We start from the raw sequence: 15,186 nt of genomic DNA, 5'->3' as shown, positions 1-15,186 counted from the left end.
GGTGGCATCCGCCACCGGCGGTCCGCGGGCCCGATCGACACGAGCGCCGCCGACCACCGCCGGCGCCGTCGACTACAGCGCCCGCAGACCCCGATCGAGAATACGGCTGCCGTCGGTCAGCAGGGCTGCGAGGTCGGCCGCGGGGTCGGTCAACCACTGCTCGTAGGCGGCGAGCGCCACGCCCAGCATCAGCCACCCGGCGGTCTGCGGGAGGTGGTCGTCGCGCGACGCCCCGGTGCGCCGCGCCACGAAGTCGGCGATCACGTCGCGCCACCCGGTGTACATCAGCATCGAATGTGCCTGCAGTGCAGGTACCTCCAACAGGAGCCGCATGCGACGCCGATGGCTGTCCAGATGATCTGCGTCGACGCGGTTGAACTCGACCAGCGCCGTCTGCAGGGCGACCGCCACGGGCAGGTCGTCGCCGAGCGCGTCGAGGTGGGTGCGCATCGCCTCGAGGTGCACGTCGAAGTCACCCCAGGGGATCGCGTTCTTCGACGGGTAGTAGCGGAACAGGGTACGGCGGGCGATCCCCGCGGCCTCGGCGACATCGTCGACGCTCGTCTCGTCGAATCCCCGGCGGGTGAAGAGGTCGATCGCGACCTCGCTGATCACCGCACGCGTCGTACTCGGACGGCGTCCGAGCTGCGGAGACACCACGCCCATACCTTTCGCCGCGTCCGAATCCGTGCGAGTGATCGCTCGGGTCTAGCTTTTCTGCACTCGGTGCCATTATAGTCCGACGTGACCCACGTCACCATCGAGAGGACATCATGAGCGAGAACACCACCGTCCCGTCCGCCGACGTCACCGCGCCTGTCACCGACGACGCAGAACTCGTGACCGAGAGTCTTGTCGAAGAGGTCTCGATCGACGGCATGTGCGGCGTCTACTGACATGACGGCCGCCGTCACGACCGAGAAGTTCGATCTGAGTGCCCCCTGGATGCTCAATCCCAGTGTGGCGCTGCGACCGGAGCCGTTCGGGGCGTTGCTGTACCACTTCGGGACGCGCAAGCTGTCGTTCCTGAAGAACCTGACGGTCGTCGACCTCGTGCGGTCGCTCGCCGACCACCCGAGTGCCGAGTCGGCGCTCGCCGCGGCGCCGATCGCCGACGCCGATCGCCCCCTCTACCTCCAGGCGCTCACCTCGCTCGCGGCGTCCGCGACGATCGTGCCCGCCGACCTTCCCCGGGAGTCCGCATGACCGCCACGCTCGGCCGCCCCGCACCGGCACCGGTGGGCCGCCTCGTCGATCAGTTCGAGAAGGGGCTCGATGCCCCGATCTGCCTGACGTGGGAGCTCACCTACGCCTGCAACCTGTCGTGTGTGCACTGTCTGTCGTCGTCGGGCAAACGTGATCCGCGCGAACTGAGCACCGAACAGTGCAAGGCGATCATCGACGAGTTACAGCGGATGCAGGTGTTCTACGTGAACATCGGCGGCGGTGAGCCGACGGTCCGGTCGGATTTCTGGGAGCTCGTCGACTACGCGACGTCGCACCAGGTGGGCGTGAAGTTCTCGACCAACGGTCTGAAGATCGACAAGGCCGTCGCCGCCCGGCTCGCGGCGTCGGATTACGTCGATGTGCAGATCTCGCTCGACGGCGCGACCGCCGAGGTCAACGACGCCGTGCGTGGGCCGGGGTCGTTCGACATGGCCATCCGCGCGTTGGAGAACCTCGCCAAGGCCGGCTTCTCCGACGCGAAGATCAGTGTGGTCGTCACCCGCCACAACGTCTCCCAGCTCGATGAGTTCAAGGCGCTGGCCGATAAATTCGGTGCAACGCTGCGGATCACGCGCCTGCGGCCGTCGGGGCGTGGTGCCGATGTGTGGGATGACCTGCACCCGTTGCCGTCTCAGCAGCGTGAGCTCTACGACTGGCTCGTGGCGCACGGCGATGGTGTGCTGACCGGCGACTCGTTCTTCCACCTCGCGGCGTTCGCCGAGCCCGGACAGGGTGGACTGCCCGGTCTGAACCTGTGTGGCGCCGGCCGGGTGGTGTGTCTGATCGACCCGATCGGCGACGTCTACGCCTGCCCGTTCGCGATCCACGAGAACTTCCTCGCGGGGAACATCCTGTCCGACGGCGGTTTCCGGACCATCTGGCAGCAGTCGGATCTGTTCTTGGAGCTCCGCGAACCGCAGAACGCCGGTGCGTGCACGAAGTGTGCGCACTTCGATGCCTGCCGCGGTGGCTGCATGGCGGCAAAGTTCTTCACCGGCCTGCCGCTCGCCGGTCCGGACCCCGAGTGCGTGCAGGGTTTCGGCGAGCAGTTGCTCGCCGGCGAACGCACGGCCCCGACGGCGAACAAGGACCACTCCCGTGGAGTGCCACTCACCCTGATGACTCGGCCCCCGAGCCGCGACTGCGACGAGAATCCGCTCGCCGGGTTCGCGCCCGTCTGACTCCGTCGTACACGAAAGTAGTTGATCCACATGGTCAATCCCTGGTTCGAGACCGTCCTCGAGGCGCAGCGTCGCGCGAAGAAGCGGCTACCGAAGTCGGTGTACTCATCGCTGGTGGCCGGCAGCGAGAAGGGCATCACGCTGCACGACAACGTCGAGGCGTTCGGCGAGATCGGTTTCGCCCCGCACGTCGTCGGCGCGCACGCCGAGCGTGAGCAGGCGACATCGATCATGGGTCAGGAGATCTCGATGCCCGTCCTCATCTCGCCGACGGGAGTGCAGGCCGTCGACAAGGAGGGGGAGGTGGCCGTCGCCCGTGCCGCGGCGGCCCGGGGCACCGCGATGGGGCTGTCGAGCTTCGCCAGCAAGCCCATCGAGGACGTGACCGCGGTCAACGACAAGATCTTCTTCCAGGCCTATTGGCTGAACTCGCGTGAGGACATCCTCAAGCGCGCCGAACGCGCTCGCGCGGCGGGCGCGAAGGGGCTGATCGTGACGACAGACTGGTCGTTCTCGATGGGCCGCGACTGGGGTTCGCCGGAGATCCCCGAGAAGGTCGACCTCAGGGCGCTGCTGAAGTTGGCGCCCGAGATCGCGATGCGTCCGCGCTACGCGTGGGACTGGTTCAACAGGGGCAAGCCCATCATCCCGGATCTCACCGCCCCCAATGTCGTCGACAAGGGGCAGACCGGCCCCACGTTCTTCGGGGCCTACGGACAGTGGATGGCGACCGCGCCACCGTCGTGGGAGGATCTCGCGTGGCTGCGGGAGCAGTGGGGTGGGCCGTTCATGGTCAAGGGCATCACCCGTCTCGACGACGCGAAACGTGCGCGCGACATCGGTGCCACGGCGCTGTCGGTGTCGAATCACGGTGGCAACAACCTCGACGGCACGCCGGCCACCATCCGCATGCTGGGACCCATCGCCGACGCGGTCGGCGGCGACATGCAGGTCCTGCTCGACGGCGGCATCCGTCGCGGCAGCGATGTGGTCAAGGCCCTCGCCCTGGGCGCCGACGCGGTGATGATCGGCCGGGCCTATCTGTGGGGTCTGGCCGCCAACGGTCAGACCGGCGTCGAGAACGTCCTCGACATCCTGCGCGGCGGCATCGACTCAGCCCTGATGGGGCTGGGTCGCAAGAGCATCCACGAGCTCACCCGCGGCGACATCATCATCCCCGAGGGATTCGAACGTCGTTTCGGTGACACCACCGACCGGGAGACCGCGGACGTCTCCGCGGAAAGAAACTAGAACACGTTTCAGTTTGGGGTAGTCTGACGCGATGGGACGTTTCGACGGCAAGGTCGTCTACATCACCGGTATCGCCCGTGGGCAGGGTCGAAACCACGCGATCCGTTTCGCCGAGCAGGGTGCCGCGGTCATCGGCCTCGACATCGCCGGGCCGGTGGCCGATCACACGACCTATCCGCACGCGACCGCCGCCGACCTCGCCGAGACCATCGCCGCGGTCGAGGGCGTGGGCGGCAAGATCCTTGCGCGCCAGGGCGACACACGCGACCTCGCCTTCCAGGAGCAACTTGTGGCCGACGGGGTCGAGCAGTTCGGGTCCATCGATCTCGTCATCGCGAACGCCGGCATCCTCACCTGGGGCCAGTCGTGGGAGCTCACCGAGGCGCAGTTCGCCGACGTGATGGACGTGAACGTCGGCGGTACGTGGAAGACCCTCCGGGCGACCCTGCCGACGATGATCGCCGCGGGCAACGGTGGCTCGATCGTGGTGGTCAGTTCGTCGGCGGGCCTCAAGGCCATGCCGCTGCAGGCCTCGTACACCGCCTCGAAGTTCGCGCTCACCGGTATGGCGCAGACGGTGGCGAAAGAGGTGGGGGAGTACAAGATCCGTGTCAACACCATCCACCCCTACGCGGTCGACACCCCGATGGCGTTCGAGGACACCTCCGCCCAGCACGCCTTCACCATCGAGAAGTACCAGCCGCATTTCGCGCCGATCCTCAACGAACCGTTCTTCTCCACCCGCGACGAGGTGACCTCGCTCGTGATGTACCTGTGCAGCGACGACGCGCGCACCATCACCGCGTCCACCTTCTCGATGGACCAGGGGAGCGTGAAGGTCTAGACCGTCCCGCCCCGGGTCAGTCGGTCCAGACGCTCGCGAGCTCGGTCGCGGTGCGCGCCGGCGCCACCGGTGCGCCGGTCTCGGTGCGCGAGAAACGCGGTGCGGGAGCGGCTTGCATCACGCCGTCCAACTCCTGCAGGTTCGCACGTGCGGCCATGTGCGGGTCGGCCGGGGCCTCGGCGAAGGTGAGCACCGGGGTGGTGCAGGCGTCGGTGCCGGCGAAGACCGTCGCCCAGTCGTCCCGGGTGCGCGAGGCGAACGTCTCGGTGAACACCGCGCGCAGCTCGTCCCAGCGGGCGATGTCGTTCTGGTCGGGGATGTCGGCCCCCTCGAGACCGAGGCCGGTGATCAACTGCGCGTAGAACTGGGGCTCGATCGCACCCACGGCCATGTACTTCCCGTCGGAGGTCTCGTAGACCTCGTACCAGGGTGCGCCGGTGTCGAGCATGTTCACGCCACGCTCGTCGCGCCACAGACCGGTGCCGCGGAATGCCCACATCATCTGTCCCAGAACCGAAGCGCCATCGACCATCGCCGCGTCGACGACCTGTCCGGCGCCCGAGACCCCACGCTCGACGAGCGCGGCCAGCACCCCCTGGACGAGGAACATCGACCCGCCGCCGAAATCGCCGACGAGGTTGAGCGGCGGCACCGGCCGCTCGCCCGCCCGGCCGATCGCGTGCAGCATGCCGGTCATCGAGATGTAGTTGATGTCGTGTCCGGCGCGGTCGGCCATCGGGCCGTCCTGACCCCAGCCGGTCATGCGGCCGTAGACGAGTCGAGGGTTCACCGCGAGCAGGTCGTCGGGTCCGAGGCCCAGGCGCTCCATCACCCCGGGCCGGAAACCCTCGAGGAGGACGTCGGCGCGGGCGACGAGTCGGATCACCTCGGTCTTGTCGTCGGCCGACTTGAGGTCGGCCTCCACGACCGCCGACCGCCCGCGCAGGAGCTGATCGGCGTTGCGACCCGCCGCGGGGAGCGTCCCGGACCGTTGGACTCGCACCACATCGGCCCCGAGATCGGCCAGCATCATCGCTGCGTGCGGACCGGGCCCGATGCCGGCGAACTCCACGACCCGGATGCCCGTCAGCGGGCCCTGGCGTCGCTCCTCGCGCGGCTGTTCACTCGAACTCATCGAAGTACCTCGTCGTCGGTTGCCGATGGATTGACCGAGCGCTCGCTCCGTCACTTCCAGCATCGCATGTCGCCCCGGTGATCGCTGTCACCGGGTGGTTTGCCCGCGGGCGCGGCGCGCCGGTCCGCGAAACGCCGGGAAGGGTGAAAAGCGTTCGCCGCTTCGTGTGTTCAGAAGCGCTTGCGGTGGCTAGCATTGTCCGAATGATCTGCTCCGGTGGGCTCGGCGCGGCGACCTGGACCGAACTCGACGACCGGCAGGTCACGCTCGTGGTCCCTGTCGGGTCGGTCGAGCAGCACGGCCCGCATCTGCCCCTCGACACCGACACGCGTATCGCCGGTGCCGTGGCCGACGGTGCCTGCGCCACGCTCGGGGCCGACGACGGGCCGACGCTGATGGCCCCGGCGCTGGCCTACGGCGCCAGCGGCGAGCACGAGGACTTCCCCGGCACGATCTCCATCGGACACGAGGCGCTGCGTCAGGTCCTCGTCGAGTACGGCCGCAGCGCCTGCCGGTGGGCCGCGCGCATCGTCTTCGTCAACGGCCACGGCGGCAACGTCGCCACCCTGATCGACGCGGTCGGCCTGCTCCGGGTCGAGGGGCGCGACGCGGCCTGGTTCCCATGCGCCGTGGCCGGCGCCGACGCGCACGCTGGTGCCACCGAAACCGCACTCCTGCTGCACATCTCGCCGGAGACCGTGCGATCGGACGCCGTCGCGGTCGGCACCACCGCCGCCGTCGCCGATCTCATGCCCACCCTGCGATCATCGGGTGTGCGTGCGGTGAGCCCGAACGGGGTGCTCGGCGACCCGCGCCGTGGACATCCCGACGACGGGCGCGCCCACCTCGCCGCGATGGCGACGCGACTGGCCGACGCGGTGCGTCGATGGTCGCCCGACGAACACGGCGTCCTGCGATGACCCGTCGAACCGAGGGTGCCGACACCGACGCGACCGATCCCGAGGCCACGGCCGACGGCGGGTCCGAGGAGGCGACGGAGAACGCGCCGGTGCGCACGCCGCAGGAACTGCCCGACGGGTTCCAGGTGCAGCTCGACCTGGGCACCGTCGTCAACCCCGCAACGCGCCGGCACTTCCTGGGCGGATCGCCGATCCGCCTGCTGACCCTGTCCCCCGCGGCGGTCGACATGATCGACACCGACGGCCGACTGGTGGTCTCGGGTCCCTCCTCGGCGACCCTGGGTCGTCGTCTGCTCGACGCCGGGGTCGCCCATCCGCGGCCCATGTTCGGGCCCGACACCGGGGACGTGACCGTGGTCATCCCGGTGCGCGACAACCAATCCGGGGTCGATCGGTTGCTCGCCGCACTGGTCGGGGTCCGTGTCGTCGTCGTCGACGACGGATCCGCGACACCGGTCGTCGTCGGCGACGCGGGGCGTGGGGGAGACGTCGAGCTCCTCCGTCTCGATCACAGCGTCGGTCCGGCCGCCGCGCGCAACCACGGGGCCCGTCGCGTCGAGACCGATCTCATCGCCTTCGTCGACTCCGACGTAGTCCCCGAATCCGGTTGGCTGTTCAAGCTTCTCGCGCATTTCTCCGACGACCGCGTCGCGATGGTGGCGCCACGCATCGTCGCGATGACCCCCGACGGCGGCCCGATGGCGCGCTACGAGGCGCTGTGCTCGTCGCTCGACATGGGGCGTCGGGAGAGCGCGGTGGCGCCGGGTACGCGTGTCCCGTACGTGCCGAGCGCTGCGATCATAGTGCGCCGCAGCGTGTTCCGCGAGGTGTCGACGGGCGGGTTCGACGAGTCGCTGCACGTGGCCGAGGACGTCGACCTCTGCTGGCGCATCACGTCTGCGGGCTGGGTCATCCGGTACGACCCCATCGCCGTCGCGGCGCACGATCACCGCGACCGGCTCGGTCCGGCGCTGCGACGCCGACGCTTCTACGGGACCGGGGCCGCCCTGCTGAGCGATCGCCATCCCACCCTCGCGGCGCCGATCGTGATGACGGTCCCCATGGCCGTGGCGGCACTCGGCGTGCTGACCCGCTCACGGTGGGGGCTGGGCCTGCTGGTGGCGATGATCGCGATCATCGGACGACGTCTGCACGGCCGGGTGTCGCACGTCCCCGACGCGTTCTCGGTGGCGGCGAAGCTGACCGCACAGTCGATGGGGTTCGGGTTCCTGCAGTTCGCCTCGGCGCTGTGTCGCCACTACTGGCCGCTGTCGGTCGTGCTCGCGGTGTTCTCGGCCCGGTTCCGTCAGGTGCTGCTCGCCGTCGCCCTCGCCGACGGCCTCGTCGAATGGGTGCGCTCGGAGATGCTCAACCCCGACCCGGTGCAGCGCCTCGGTGTCGCCCGGTTCGTGATCCTCAAGCGCCTCGACGACCTCGCCTACGGTGCCGGTCTGTGGGAGGGCGTGCTCGCCGCACGGGCGGCGGGTGCGCTGCGACCGGTCATCGGATCCGTCCACGCCGCGGAGCGGCACGCGACGTCCGGGCGGATCGCGGAGCGGCACGCGACGTCAGGGCGGATCGCGGAGAGGCGTGCGGTCGTCGAGGGGGCCGCGCCATCGCATTCGTGAGCCGCTCGTGACACCGCGTCGTGTCGTGGTGGTCGGTGCGGGCAGCTGCGGATGCGTGGTGGCCGAGCGTCTCTCGCGCGGTGACGACGTTCTCGTGACCCTCGTCGAGGCGGGCCGCGACACCCCGACCGACGCCGACCTCCGTGTGTCCCGTCTCCCCGTGGGACCCGATGCGCACCGGGTGCGACGGCATCGCACGGTCGACGGTCTCGATCTCGTCCGCGGCTCCGGGGTGGGCGGGTCGTCGGTCGTCAACGGCGGCTACTTCCTGCGCGGTCACCGCACCGACCTCGACGGCTGGGATCGACGCTGGTGGGACATCGACACCGTCGAGCGATTCCACCGCATCCTCGACGGCGGCGGGTCCGGCGGTGTGATGTCGGTCCGCCGCGTCGACGACACCGAGCTCCACCCGCGCGCCGTGGCCTTCGAGAGATATTGGCACAGAACAGGATACGACCTCGTCGGCACGGAATGGCCGACCGTCGGCGTCAACCGGGTGCGTGTCAACGCCGACCGCGTCCGACGGGTGTCCGCCGACCGGGCGTTCCTCACCGCCGCCGTCCGCGCCCGACCGTCGTTACGGGTCCTCGCCGACACCACGGTCGACGAGGTGCTGGTGTCCGACGGCACGGCGACCGGTGTCCGCGCCGGTGGGGAGACGATCCCCGCCGACGAGGTGATCCTCTGCGCGGGCACCCTGGCGAGCGCGACGCTCCTCGCCCGCTCGGTCGGCCGGACACCGTCGACCTTCCCGCTGGGTGAACACCGCGAGATCCTGGTCCGCTACCGCGAACGGACCCCGGCGCCCCGCACCCGCGCCGGCGTCCCCCTGCTCCCGACCGTTCTGCACACCGAGGACGGTTTCGAGATCCGCTGCTACAACGCTGATTTCGCCGACCACATCACCGGTGTGGCACGCTCGGGCCCGGCCGTCGGGGTGGCGGGCATGGTCCCGGGAGCGAGCGGACACCTGACCGTCGACGCCGACGGTGCCGTCGGTATCGACATCGGCGCCGCCGAGGCCGTGGGCGACGGCATGCGGCGGTGGTCGCACCGGGTCGTGGAGATGCTCGAGGGAGCCGCGCACGCCGACCTCGTGGAGGAGGGCAGCGTGACGATCGACCCGGTGCTCGCGACGTCGCACCACGCCTGGGGCACGATGCCGATGGGTGCGGCCACCGACGCGCTCGGCGGGGTGATCGGCGTCGAGGGTCTGCGTGTGGTCGACGGATCGATCCTCCCGAGCGCCCTGTCGAGCGGACCGCACGCGACGACGATGATGATGGCGGCCCGGATCGCCGACGCCATTGCCGAACCGCTCTCGGCGCGCAGCGGTATCGTCGGGTCGTGACCTCACTAGGCGACCCGGCGGTCCGGGAGTTCCTGTCCACCGGAACCCGTACCGGCATGCTGGGATTCACCGCATCCGACGGACGTCCGCTCATCGCGCCGGTGTGGTTCGTGCTCGACGAACGCACCTCCGGCGACGGCGGGGCCGACCTGCGCATCGCCTTCAACACCGGCGCCGACACGGCGAAAGGTCGGGCGCTGCAGCGTGATCCGCGTGTGGTGCTGTGCGTCGACCTCCCCGAGCCGCCGTACGCCTTCGTCCAGGTGCAGGGGCGTGTGCAGATCAGCGACGACCTCGACGAGGTGCGACGCATCGCCACGGCGGCGGGCGGTCGCTACATGGGTGCCGACCGCGCCGAGGAGTTCGGCGCGCGCAACGGGGTCCCCGGGGAACTCGTGGTGTGGATCGAACCGACGAAGGTGATCGCCTCCCTCGACGTCAGCGCCTGACGTCGCTGCCGGCGCAGCACGCGTCAGGGGAGAACGCGCTGCTCCTCGCGACGCGGTGTGACGGCGAAGGTGCGCTCACGCGGATCCCAGAACGCCAGCACGGGCCAGGCCAGGGCCTGGGCGAGTCGGGCGAACTGGATGCCGATCAATGATCCCGCCCACTGCTTGCGCCTGCCGTGCATGCGGAAGGTGCGTGGCGTGCGCGCGGTGTACTTCCAGTAGCTGGCCGGAGTCGTGCACAGTCGGCGGCCCGAGATCCGGGCGTCCATGCCCGGTACCCACGCGAGCTGCCATCCCCGGCTCACCACGGTGATCCCGATGTCGAGGTCGTCCTGGATGTCGTCTCGCGTGCTGGTGTGGGCCGCGATGTCGGCCCACACCGCCGCCCGCATCACGCAGTTCGCGCCGAAGGTGTCGGCCATCTCGGTGATGGACCCCTCACGCATGCCGGCCTCGAGTTTCTCGGTGAACCGGGCCTGCGCCGACCGGAAGAGCCATTGGGCGGGCATGTCGTGCATGGAGCACAGACCGCTGCCGCCGGCGACGGTGGGCGGCACCGCCTCGAAGAAGCGGCGGATCGCCGCGGTCCACTGCGGGGTGACGACGGTGTCGGCGTCGATCTTCGCGACCAGTTCACCCGTGGCCTCCCGCACCCCTCGAGCGGCGGCGTGCAGTGCCCCCTGCTGGTGCTCGGTGACCAGCCGGACGGTCGGGGACTCCCGCACGAACGAGCCGACGATCGCGGCGGTGTCGTCGGTGGAGTTGTTGTCGATGACGACGACCTCGGCGACGGGTTCGTCCTGGGCCAGCAGAGCATCGAGGCAGGCCGCGATGTCCGCTTCCTCGTTGTAGGCGGGGATGATCACCGAGATCGCTGGGTGAGACACAGGTGCATGTTTACCCAGACGAACGGATAGGTCAATGTCGTCAATCCCGCGACACGGCCGCCCGGCGGTAGGCGCGGAGTGCGGGATAGCCGAACACGACGAGACCGCCGACGGCCCACAGCACCGTCTTGATGAGGCTGTCGGTCACCGGACCACCGATCGCCAGCGCGCGCATGGTGTCGATCGCGCATGTCATCGGCTGATTCGCGACAAGCGGCTGCAGGACTCCGGGGTAGGCGCTGACCGGGGAGAAGCCGGAGTTGAAGAACATGAACAGGCTCGCGATCAGCGACAGGATCGGTACGAGCGGGATGTTCGACGACGACAGCGCCAACGCCAGCACGATCGTGAAGAACGCGGCCCCGTAGAGCAGTGCGACCGCGAAGATGCCCAGCGCCGGCACGAAGCCCTGGTTGAAGCGCCAGCCGATGATCATCCCGAACAGGGTCAGGATCACCGTGCCGACCAGTATGCGCATGAGTTCGGCCGCGATCCGGGAGCTGAAGTCGGCTCCGCGGTGGACAGGGAGGACATAGAGGCGGGTGAGCAGTCCGGACTTGCGTTCGGTCGTCAGCCGCACGCCGCCGGCCATGGAACCGAACATCGCACCGACGAGGACCACCAGCGGCACGGTGCCGAACGCACTGTTCTGCCCGGTCGCCTGACCGATGGCGTCGCCGAGCACGACCTTGAACATGATCATGCTCAGGGCCGGGAACAGCAGGGTCTGCAGCAGGGTGACCCGGTCACGCAGGACGACGAGGGTCTGTCGACCGGTGAGGATGCCGGTGTGGGTGAACCACGCGCGCAACCCGCGTTCGCTGTGGCGGCCCACCTCGGGGAAGCGCGTCACCATCAGGTTGCCGGTACCGTCGGCCCGTGGCGCGACGGCGTCGATCGGGTCGGCCGGTGCCGTGGGCAGACGGACCGAGGGCAGACGGGTCGTGGGTGCGTCCTCGACGGCGGTGGTGCCGCGGTCGCGCACCGGGATCCGCGTCGTCGGCCGGTCGGCCGACTCGGGGGCCAGCACCGTCCAGGGACCGACCACCGCGCGGATCGACCCGGTACCCGGGAACAGCACCTGCCGACCGGGCGTCATGTCGGTGCGGCGGGTCTCGGTGTCGTCGGGGTCGACCGACCTGCGCGAGACCGGTCGTTTCTCCGACCGCCACCAGTGGTCGTTGTCGGTCTGCCCGGGCGATCGGTGGCGCGGTCGGCGCGGGAGACGGGTGGTGGGCTCGTCGCCCGACGGTGTCCCGGTGATCTCCCAGTTCATCGGCGCGCACCCCGCACGATCACGTACGCGCCGCCGGCGACGGCGAGTGCCGCGACACTGCCGGCCCAGATGAGCGGTGCCTGCGCGACATCCCAGGTCACGCGACCGTTGTCGAAGGCCCGCATCAACTCGGTGAACTGCGAGATGGGCTGGTTCCGCGCGAACGGGCGGATCCACTCGGGGAACGACGCCTCGGGCACGAACCCGGTCGAGAGCATGCCGAGGATGAGCTGCGGGAGTGCCAGGGCCTGGCTGGTGGCCTCGGGGTTGCTGGCGACGACGCCGATCGCGTCGGCTCCGAGCGCGAGCAGCAGGCCGACGACGAAGGCGACCCCGAGGAACCCGGCCATGTAGAAGAGGCCGTGTTCGGGCCGCCACCCGATGACGAGTCCGGAGACGACCGCCCAGAACAGCGAGATGACCAGCAGGATCGCGTTGGCGACCAGGCGCGCGAACATCGGGATCACCGCGTTGACCGGCATGCTGCGCAGCCGGTCGGTGATGCCGGCGCTGCCGTCGGTGGCGGCGCGCATCGCCGCCGAGGTCGCCACGAAACCCACCGATTGCAAAAGGATGACCGGCATCAGGAACTGTGCGTAGTTGACACCGGGAAAAGCGTCGAAAATGCTGCGCAACGGCACGTAGAAACAAATGGTCAACATCACCGGGGCGACGATTCCCAGCACGAATTCGCCCTGGCGGAGCATCCCGCGCAGCGATCGCTCGGTGAGCGCCAGCGTCTGGCCCACCGGGTTGATGGTCCCGGCCGCGAGCCCGCCGATCACCAGCGGCCGTGGGGCCGTGGTCGTCACCGCGCCCCCTCGCGCTCCGACGCGACCCCCGTGGGTGTCGGGGCCTCGGTGTCCGCCGGCGCGGTGAGCTTGAGGAAGACGTCGTCGAGGGACGGGCGTCGCAGACCGACATCCGACAGTTCGATCTCGGCGTCGTCGAGACGCCGGACGATCTCGACCAGGGTCGCGGTGCCGCGGACCGCGGGGACGGTCAGCGCGGTCCCGCCCGAGGCGCTGCGGATCTGGTCGCGCGGGACGAGGTCGGCGAGCAGTTCGGTGATCTTCTCGATGTCGTCGGGATAGCTGGGGATGACCTCGCAGAAGGTCCCGCTGACGCGTTCCTTCAACTCGTCGGCGGTGCCCTCGGCGATCACCCGCCCCTTGTCGATGACCACGATGTTGTCGCTGAGGAGGTCGGCCTCCTCGAGGTACTGCGTGGTCAGCAGCGTCGTGATGCCGAGGTCGCGGAGGTTCGTGACGATGTTCCACACGTCCTGGCGGCTGCGCGGGTCGAGCCCCGTCGTCGGTTCGTCGAGGAACACCACCTCGGGTCGGACCACGAGTCCGCAGGCGATGTCGATGCGTCGCCGCATGCCGCCGGAGAACTTGCCGACGCGGCGCCCGGCTGCCTCGGTGAGATTGAACGCCTCGAGCAGTTCCGCCGCGCGGAGTCGGGCCGCCTTCTTGTCCAGGCCCATCAGCCTGCCGAAGAGCACGAGGTTCTCCTGGCCGGTCAGGGATTCGTCGAGGGCCGCGAACTGGCCGGTCAACATGATCGAGCGACGCACTTGGGCGCGGTCGTGCACCACGTCGTGACCGGCGATGCGGGCCGATCCGGCGTCGGGTATCAGCAGGGTGGCCAGCATGTTCACCGTCGTGGTCTTGCCGGCGCCGTTGGGTCCGAGCAGTCCGAGCACCGTTCCCGGGGCGACCTCGAACGACACGCCGTCGACGGCGGTGAAGTCGCCGAACCGCTTCACGAGACCGTCGGCGACGACACTCGGTCGCGTCCCCGTGTGGTCGATGCCGCCGGACGCGGTCCATCCACCGGACTGGCTGCCCTGCATGTGTGGTCCTGTCGTCGGGGAGTGACGGGGAACGCGGGGTCGACGGCGTCCCGCCGGGTCGACTCCCGCCGACCCGGTGGCGAGTGTATTCGTCCGGTGAACGTGTTCCGTGCGATCGACGCGGTGTGTAACGCTCCGTGACATTTCGCCGATATCGAAATCGGAAAAAGAAAGTCATGACCGATTAGTTTTGGGACGTGGGATTACCGGTACGCTTTTATCGGCCCGCGTGCGGAGATCGGCAACCGTGATGTGTGACCACCGACGACCGGTGATCGGACCCGCGGCGGGAGAATGGGAGAGCAACGTGGCGATGCAGCTTCGTTCGCAGAAGGCGAGCACCACCGATCGCGTCCGTGTCAGCCAGATCGACGACACGCGCACCCTGGGTCAGCTCGTCGGGGCGGCCGCGGCGATCGCCCCGGGACAGCCCGCGATCTGCAAGCCCGGTCTCACCATCACCTTCGGTCAGCTGGCCACCTCGGCGTTCGGCGCCGTCGGAGCGATGTCGGGCGGTGACGTGATCGACGACTCCGCGCTCACCGTCGCCCTGATGATGAACGTGCCCGGCCTCGCCCTGTCGGGTCCGGCCGGCCTGGCCGCTACATTGATCTCGTTGCGTGTGCAGGCGTCGGTGGCCCTCGCGGGCGCCGAGCGCGTCTGAGACCGACCGGGTTCGCCCGACACCGCCCGAGCCCTTCAGAACCGTCCGCCGCGCCCGGTGCGCCGGCTCCGACCAGACAGAGAGTGGGACCGCATCCATGAGCAATCCCTTCGACGACGAGAACGGCCGCTTCTTCGTGCTGGTGAACGCGGAGAACCAGCACTCCCTGTGGCCCACCTTCGTCGACATCCCCGCGGGCTGGGACAAGGTGTTCGGCGAGGCGTCGCGTGCGGAGTGCCTCGACTACGTCAACGAGCACTGGACCGACCTGCGGCCCAAGAGCCTGATCGAGGCCATGGAGGCCGATTCGGCGCAGTGATCTCCACCCGCCGGCACCTCGCCCGGCGGCCGACACGCCCGTGTCGGGACACGAATCGCGCTCGAATGTGACACGGATCACCTGTCAATGTAACGCGATCGACATCGTTCTTAGACGCGAAAGTGCAGCTCAGAGCGCCTTTTGTGGAGAAGTGCCAGCGTTTACCGTTCCAGTCTGTAACGAAACAGATACC

17 protein-coding genes are annotated in these 15,186 nt (G+C 69.2%); 11 read left to right on the top strand and 6 right to left on the bottom strand.

Annotated features, from left to right (window positions below; genetic code table 11):
- Window positions 1–72 precede the first annotated feature (72 nt).
- A complete protein-coding gene (gene mftR, locus OG579_RS07530) occupies window positions 73–666 on the bottom strand; it encodes a mycofactocin system transcriptional regulator (RefSeq protein ID WP_408068762.1) in 594 nt (197 codons plus the stop codon).
- Window positions 667–839: 173 nt separating this feature from the next.
- Between mftR and mftA the strand changes: the two genes are divergently transcribed.
- From mftA to OG579_RS07505, 5 genes are read left to right on the top strand one after another with little or no spacing between them, the layout of a single operon-like run.
- Window positions 840–896 (top strand): mycofactocin precursor MftA, encoded by a 57-nt coding sequence (mftA, locus tag OG579_RS21965; RefSeq protein ID WP_408068809.1) that lies wholly within the window; start codon window positions 840–842, stop codon window positions 894–896.
- A gap of 1 nt (window position 897) precedes the next feature.
- Window positions 898–1,206, top strand: a complete 309-nt coding sequence (gene mftB, locus OG579_RS07520) for a mycofactocin biosynthesis chaperone MftB (protein WP_328858631.1) — start codon at window positions 898–900, stop codon at window positions 1,204–1,206.
- A complete protein-coding gene (gene mftC, locus OG579_RS07515; RefSeq protein WP_328858630.1) occupies window positions 1,203–2,408 on the top strand; it encodes a mycofactocin radical SAM maturase in 1,206 nt (401 codons plus the stop codon). The genes mftB and mftC overlap by 4 nt, the downstream gene beginning before the upstream one ends.
- Before the next feature lie 30 nt (window positions 2,409–2,438).
- Complete coding sequence (gene mftD / locus OG579_RS07510; RefSeq protein ID WP_328858629.1) at window positions 2,439–3,659, top strand: pre-mycofactocin synthase MftD; 1,221 nt, start codon at window positions 2,439–2,441, stop codon at window positions 3,657–3,659.
- Window positions 3,660–3,690: 31 nt separating this feature from the next.
- The gene (locus tag OG579_RS07505) at window positions 3,691–4,503 is read left to right on the top strand and encodes a mycofactocin-coupled SDR family oxidoreductase (RefSeq protein WP_328858628.1); all 813 of its coding nucleotides are present in this window, start codon (window positions 3,691–3,693) and stop codon (window positions 4,501–4,503) included.
- A 16-nt stretch (window positions 4,504–4,519) separates the two neighbouring features.
- Here the strand turns inward: OG579_RS07505 and OG579_RS07500 are convergent, their stop codons facing one another.
- Window positions 4,520–5,638: a CaiB/BaiF CoA transferase family protein gene (locus OG579_RS07500; protein ID WP_328858627.1), complete on the bottom strand. Its 1,119-nt coding sequence runs from the start codon at window positions 5,636–5,638 to the stop codon at window positions 4,520–4,522.
- 203 nt (window positions 5,639–5,841) lie between these two features.
- Here OG579_RS07500 and mftE point away from each other — a divergent pair, with 203 nt between their 5' ends.
- The 4 genes from mftE to OG579_RS07480 are packed head-to-tail and all read left to right on the top strand — an operon-like array spanning window position 5,842 to window position 9,989.
- Complete coding sequence (gene mftE / locus OG579_RS07495) at window positions 5,842–6,558, top strand: mycofactocin biosynthesis peptidyl-dipeptidase MftE (RefSeq protein WP_328858626.1); 717 nt, start codon at window positions 5,842–5,844, stop codon at window positions 6,556–6,558.
- Window positions 6,555–8,186, top strand: a complete 1,632-nt coding sequence (gene mftF, locus OG579_RS07490; RefSeq protein WP_328858625.1) for a mycofactocin biosynthesis glycosyltransferase MftF — start codon at window positions 6,555–6,557, stop codon at window positions 8,184–8,186. The genes mftE and mftF overlap by 4 nt, the downstream gene beginning before the upstream one ends.
- A 7-nt stretch (window positions 8,187–8,193) precedes the next feature.
- Complete coding sequence (gene mftG / locus OG579_RS07485) at window positions 8,194–9,540, top strand: mycofactocin system GMC family oxidoreductase MftG (RefSeq protein ID WP_328858624.1); 1,347 nt, start codon at window positions 8,194–8,196, stop codon at window positions 9,538–9,540.
- Window positions 9,537–9,989: a PPOX class F420-dependent oxidoreductase gene (locus OG579_RS07480; RefSeq protein ID WP_328858623.1), complete on the top strand. Its 453-nt coding sequence runs from the start codon at window positions 9,537–9,539 to the stop codon at window positions 9,987–9,989. The genes mftG and OG579_RS07480 overlap by 4 nt, the downstream gene beginning before the upstream one ends.
- Window positions 9,990–10,012: 23 nt before the next feature.
- Here OG579_RS07480 and OG579_RS07475 read toward each other — a convergent pair whose 3' ends face one another.
- Genes OG579_RS07475 through OG579_RS07460 form a run of 4 tightly spaced genes read right to left on the bottom strand, consistent with a single transcriptional unit; the run spans window position 10,013 to window position 14,010 of the window.
- Window positions 10,013–10,876, bottom strand: coding sequence for a glycosyltransferase (locus OG579_RS07475; RefSeq protein ID WP_328858622.1), 864 nt, complete (start codon window positions 10,874–10,876; stop codon window positions 10,013–10,015).
- Window positions 10,877–10,916: 40 nt separating this feature from the next.
- Window positions 10,917–12,152: an ABC transporter permease gene (locus OG579_RS07470; RefSeq protein WP_328858621.1), complete on the bottom strand. Its 1,236-nt coding sequence runs from the start codon at window positions 12,150–12,152 to the stop codon at window positions 10,917–10,919.
- Window positions 12,149–12,964 (bottom strand): ABC transporter permease, encoded by an 816-nt coding sequence (locus OG579_RS07465; RefSeq protein WP_045823712.1) that lies wholly within the window; start codon window positions 12,962–12,964, stop codon window positions 12,149–12,151. The genes OG579_RS07470 and OG579_RS07465 overlap by 4 nt, the downstream gene beginning before the upstream one ends.
- Window positions 12,961–14,010 carry an ATP-binding cassette domain-containing protein gene (locus OG579_RS07460; protein WP_328858620.1) on the bottom strand — a complete coding sequence of 350 codons (1,050 nt, stop codon included), beginning with the start codon at window positions 14,008–14,010 and terminating at the stop codon, window positions 12,961–12,963. Before OG579_RS07460 ends, OG579_RS07465 begins: the two co-directional genes overlap by 4 nt.
- 271 nt (window positions 14,011–14,281) lie before the next feature.
- On the opposite strand from OG579_RS07460, the gene OG579_RS07455 reads away from it, so the two are divergent.
- Window positions 14,282–14,674 carry a hypothetical protein gene (locus OG579_RS07455; protein ID WP_150116551.1) on the top strand — a complete coding sequence of 131 codons (393 nt, stop codon included), beginning with the start codon at window positions 14,282–14,284 and terminating at the stop codon, window positions 14,672–14,674.
- Between the two features lie 97 nt (window positions 14,675–14,771).
- The gene (locus tag OG579_RS07450) at window positions 14,772–14,993 is read left to right on the top strand and encodes an MbtH family protein (RefSeq protein WP_045823710.1); all 222 of its coding nucleotides are present in this window, start codon (window positions 14,772–14,774) and stop codon (window positions 14,991–14,993) included.
- Window positions 14,994–15,186 lie beyond the last annotated feature (193 nt).

The organism is Williamsia herbipolensis, from assembly GCF_036153515.1.
GTDB classification, from domain to species: Bacteria; Actinomycetota; Actinomycetes; order Mycobacteriales; family Mycobacteriaceae; genus Williamsia_A; species Williamsia_A herbipolensis.
The sequence above is the reverse complement of the archived record's forward strand: the minus strand, read 5'-3'. Positions and strand labels throughout refer to the sequence as shown.

Bases quoted from the DNA above. Each gene is read 5' to 3' on its own strand.
- mftC (WP_328858630.1), top strand. From the start codon at position 1,203: ATGACCGCCACGCTCGGCCGCCCCGCACCGGCACCGGTGGGCCGCCTC.
- mftD (WP_328858629.1), top strand. From the start codon at position 2,439: ATGGTCAATCCCTGGTTCGAGACCGTCCTCGAGGCGCAGCGTCGCGCG.
- mftB (WP_328858631.1), top strand. From the start codon at position 898: ATGACGGCCGCCGTCACGACCGAGAAGTTCGATCTGAGTGCCCCCTGG.
- OG579_RS07500 (WP_328858627.1), bottom strand. From the start codon at position 5,638: ATGAGTTCGAGTGAACAGCCGCGCGAGGAGCGACGCCAGGGCCCGCTG.
- mftF (WP_328858625.1), top strand. From the start codon at position 6,555: ATGACCCGTCGAACCGAGGGTGCCGACACCGACGCGACCGATCCCGAG.
- OG579_RS07460 (WP_328858620.1), bottom strand. From the start codon at position 14,010: ATGCAGGGCAGCCAGTCCGGTGGATGGACCGCGTCCGGCGGCATCGAC.
- OG579_RS07470 (WP_328858621.1), bottom strand. From the start codon at position 12,152: ATGAACTGGGAGATCACCGGGACACCGTCGGGCGACGAGCCCACCACC.
- OG579_RS07450 (WP_045823710.1), top strand. From the start codon at position 14,772: ATGAGCAATCCCTTCGACGACGAGAACGGCCGCTTCTTCGTGCTGGTG.
- OG579_RS07505 (WP_328858628.1), top strand. From the start codon at position 3,691: ATGGGACGTTTCGACGGCAAGGTCGTCTACATCACCGGTATCGCCCGT.
- mftR (WP_408068762.1), bottom strand. From the start codon at position 666: ATGGGCGTGGTGTCTCCGCAGCTCGGACGCCGTCCGAGTACGACGCGT.
- mftE (WP_328858626.1), top strand. From the start codon at position 5,842: ATGATCTGCTCCGGTGGGCTCGGCGCGGCGACCTGGACCGAACTCGAC.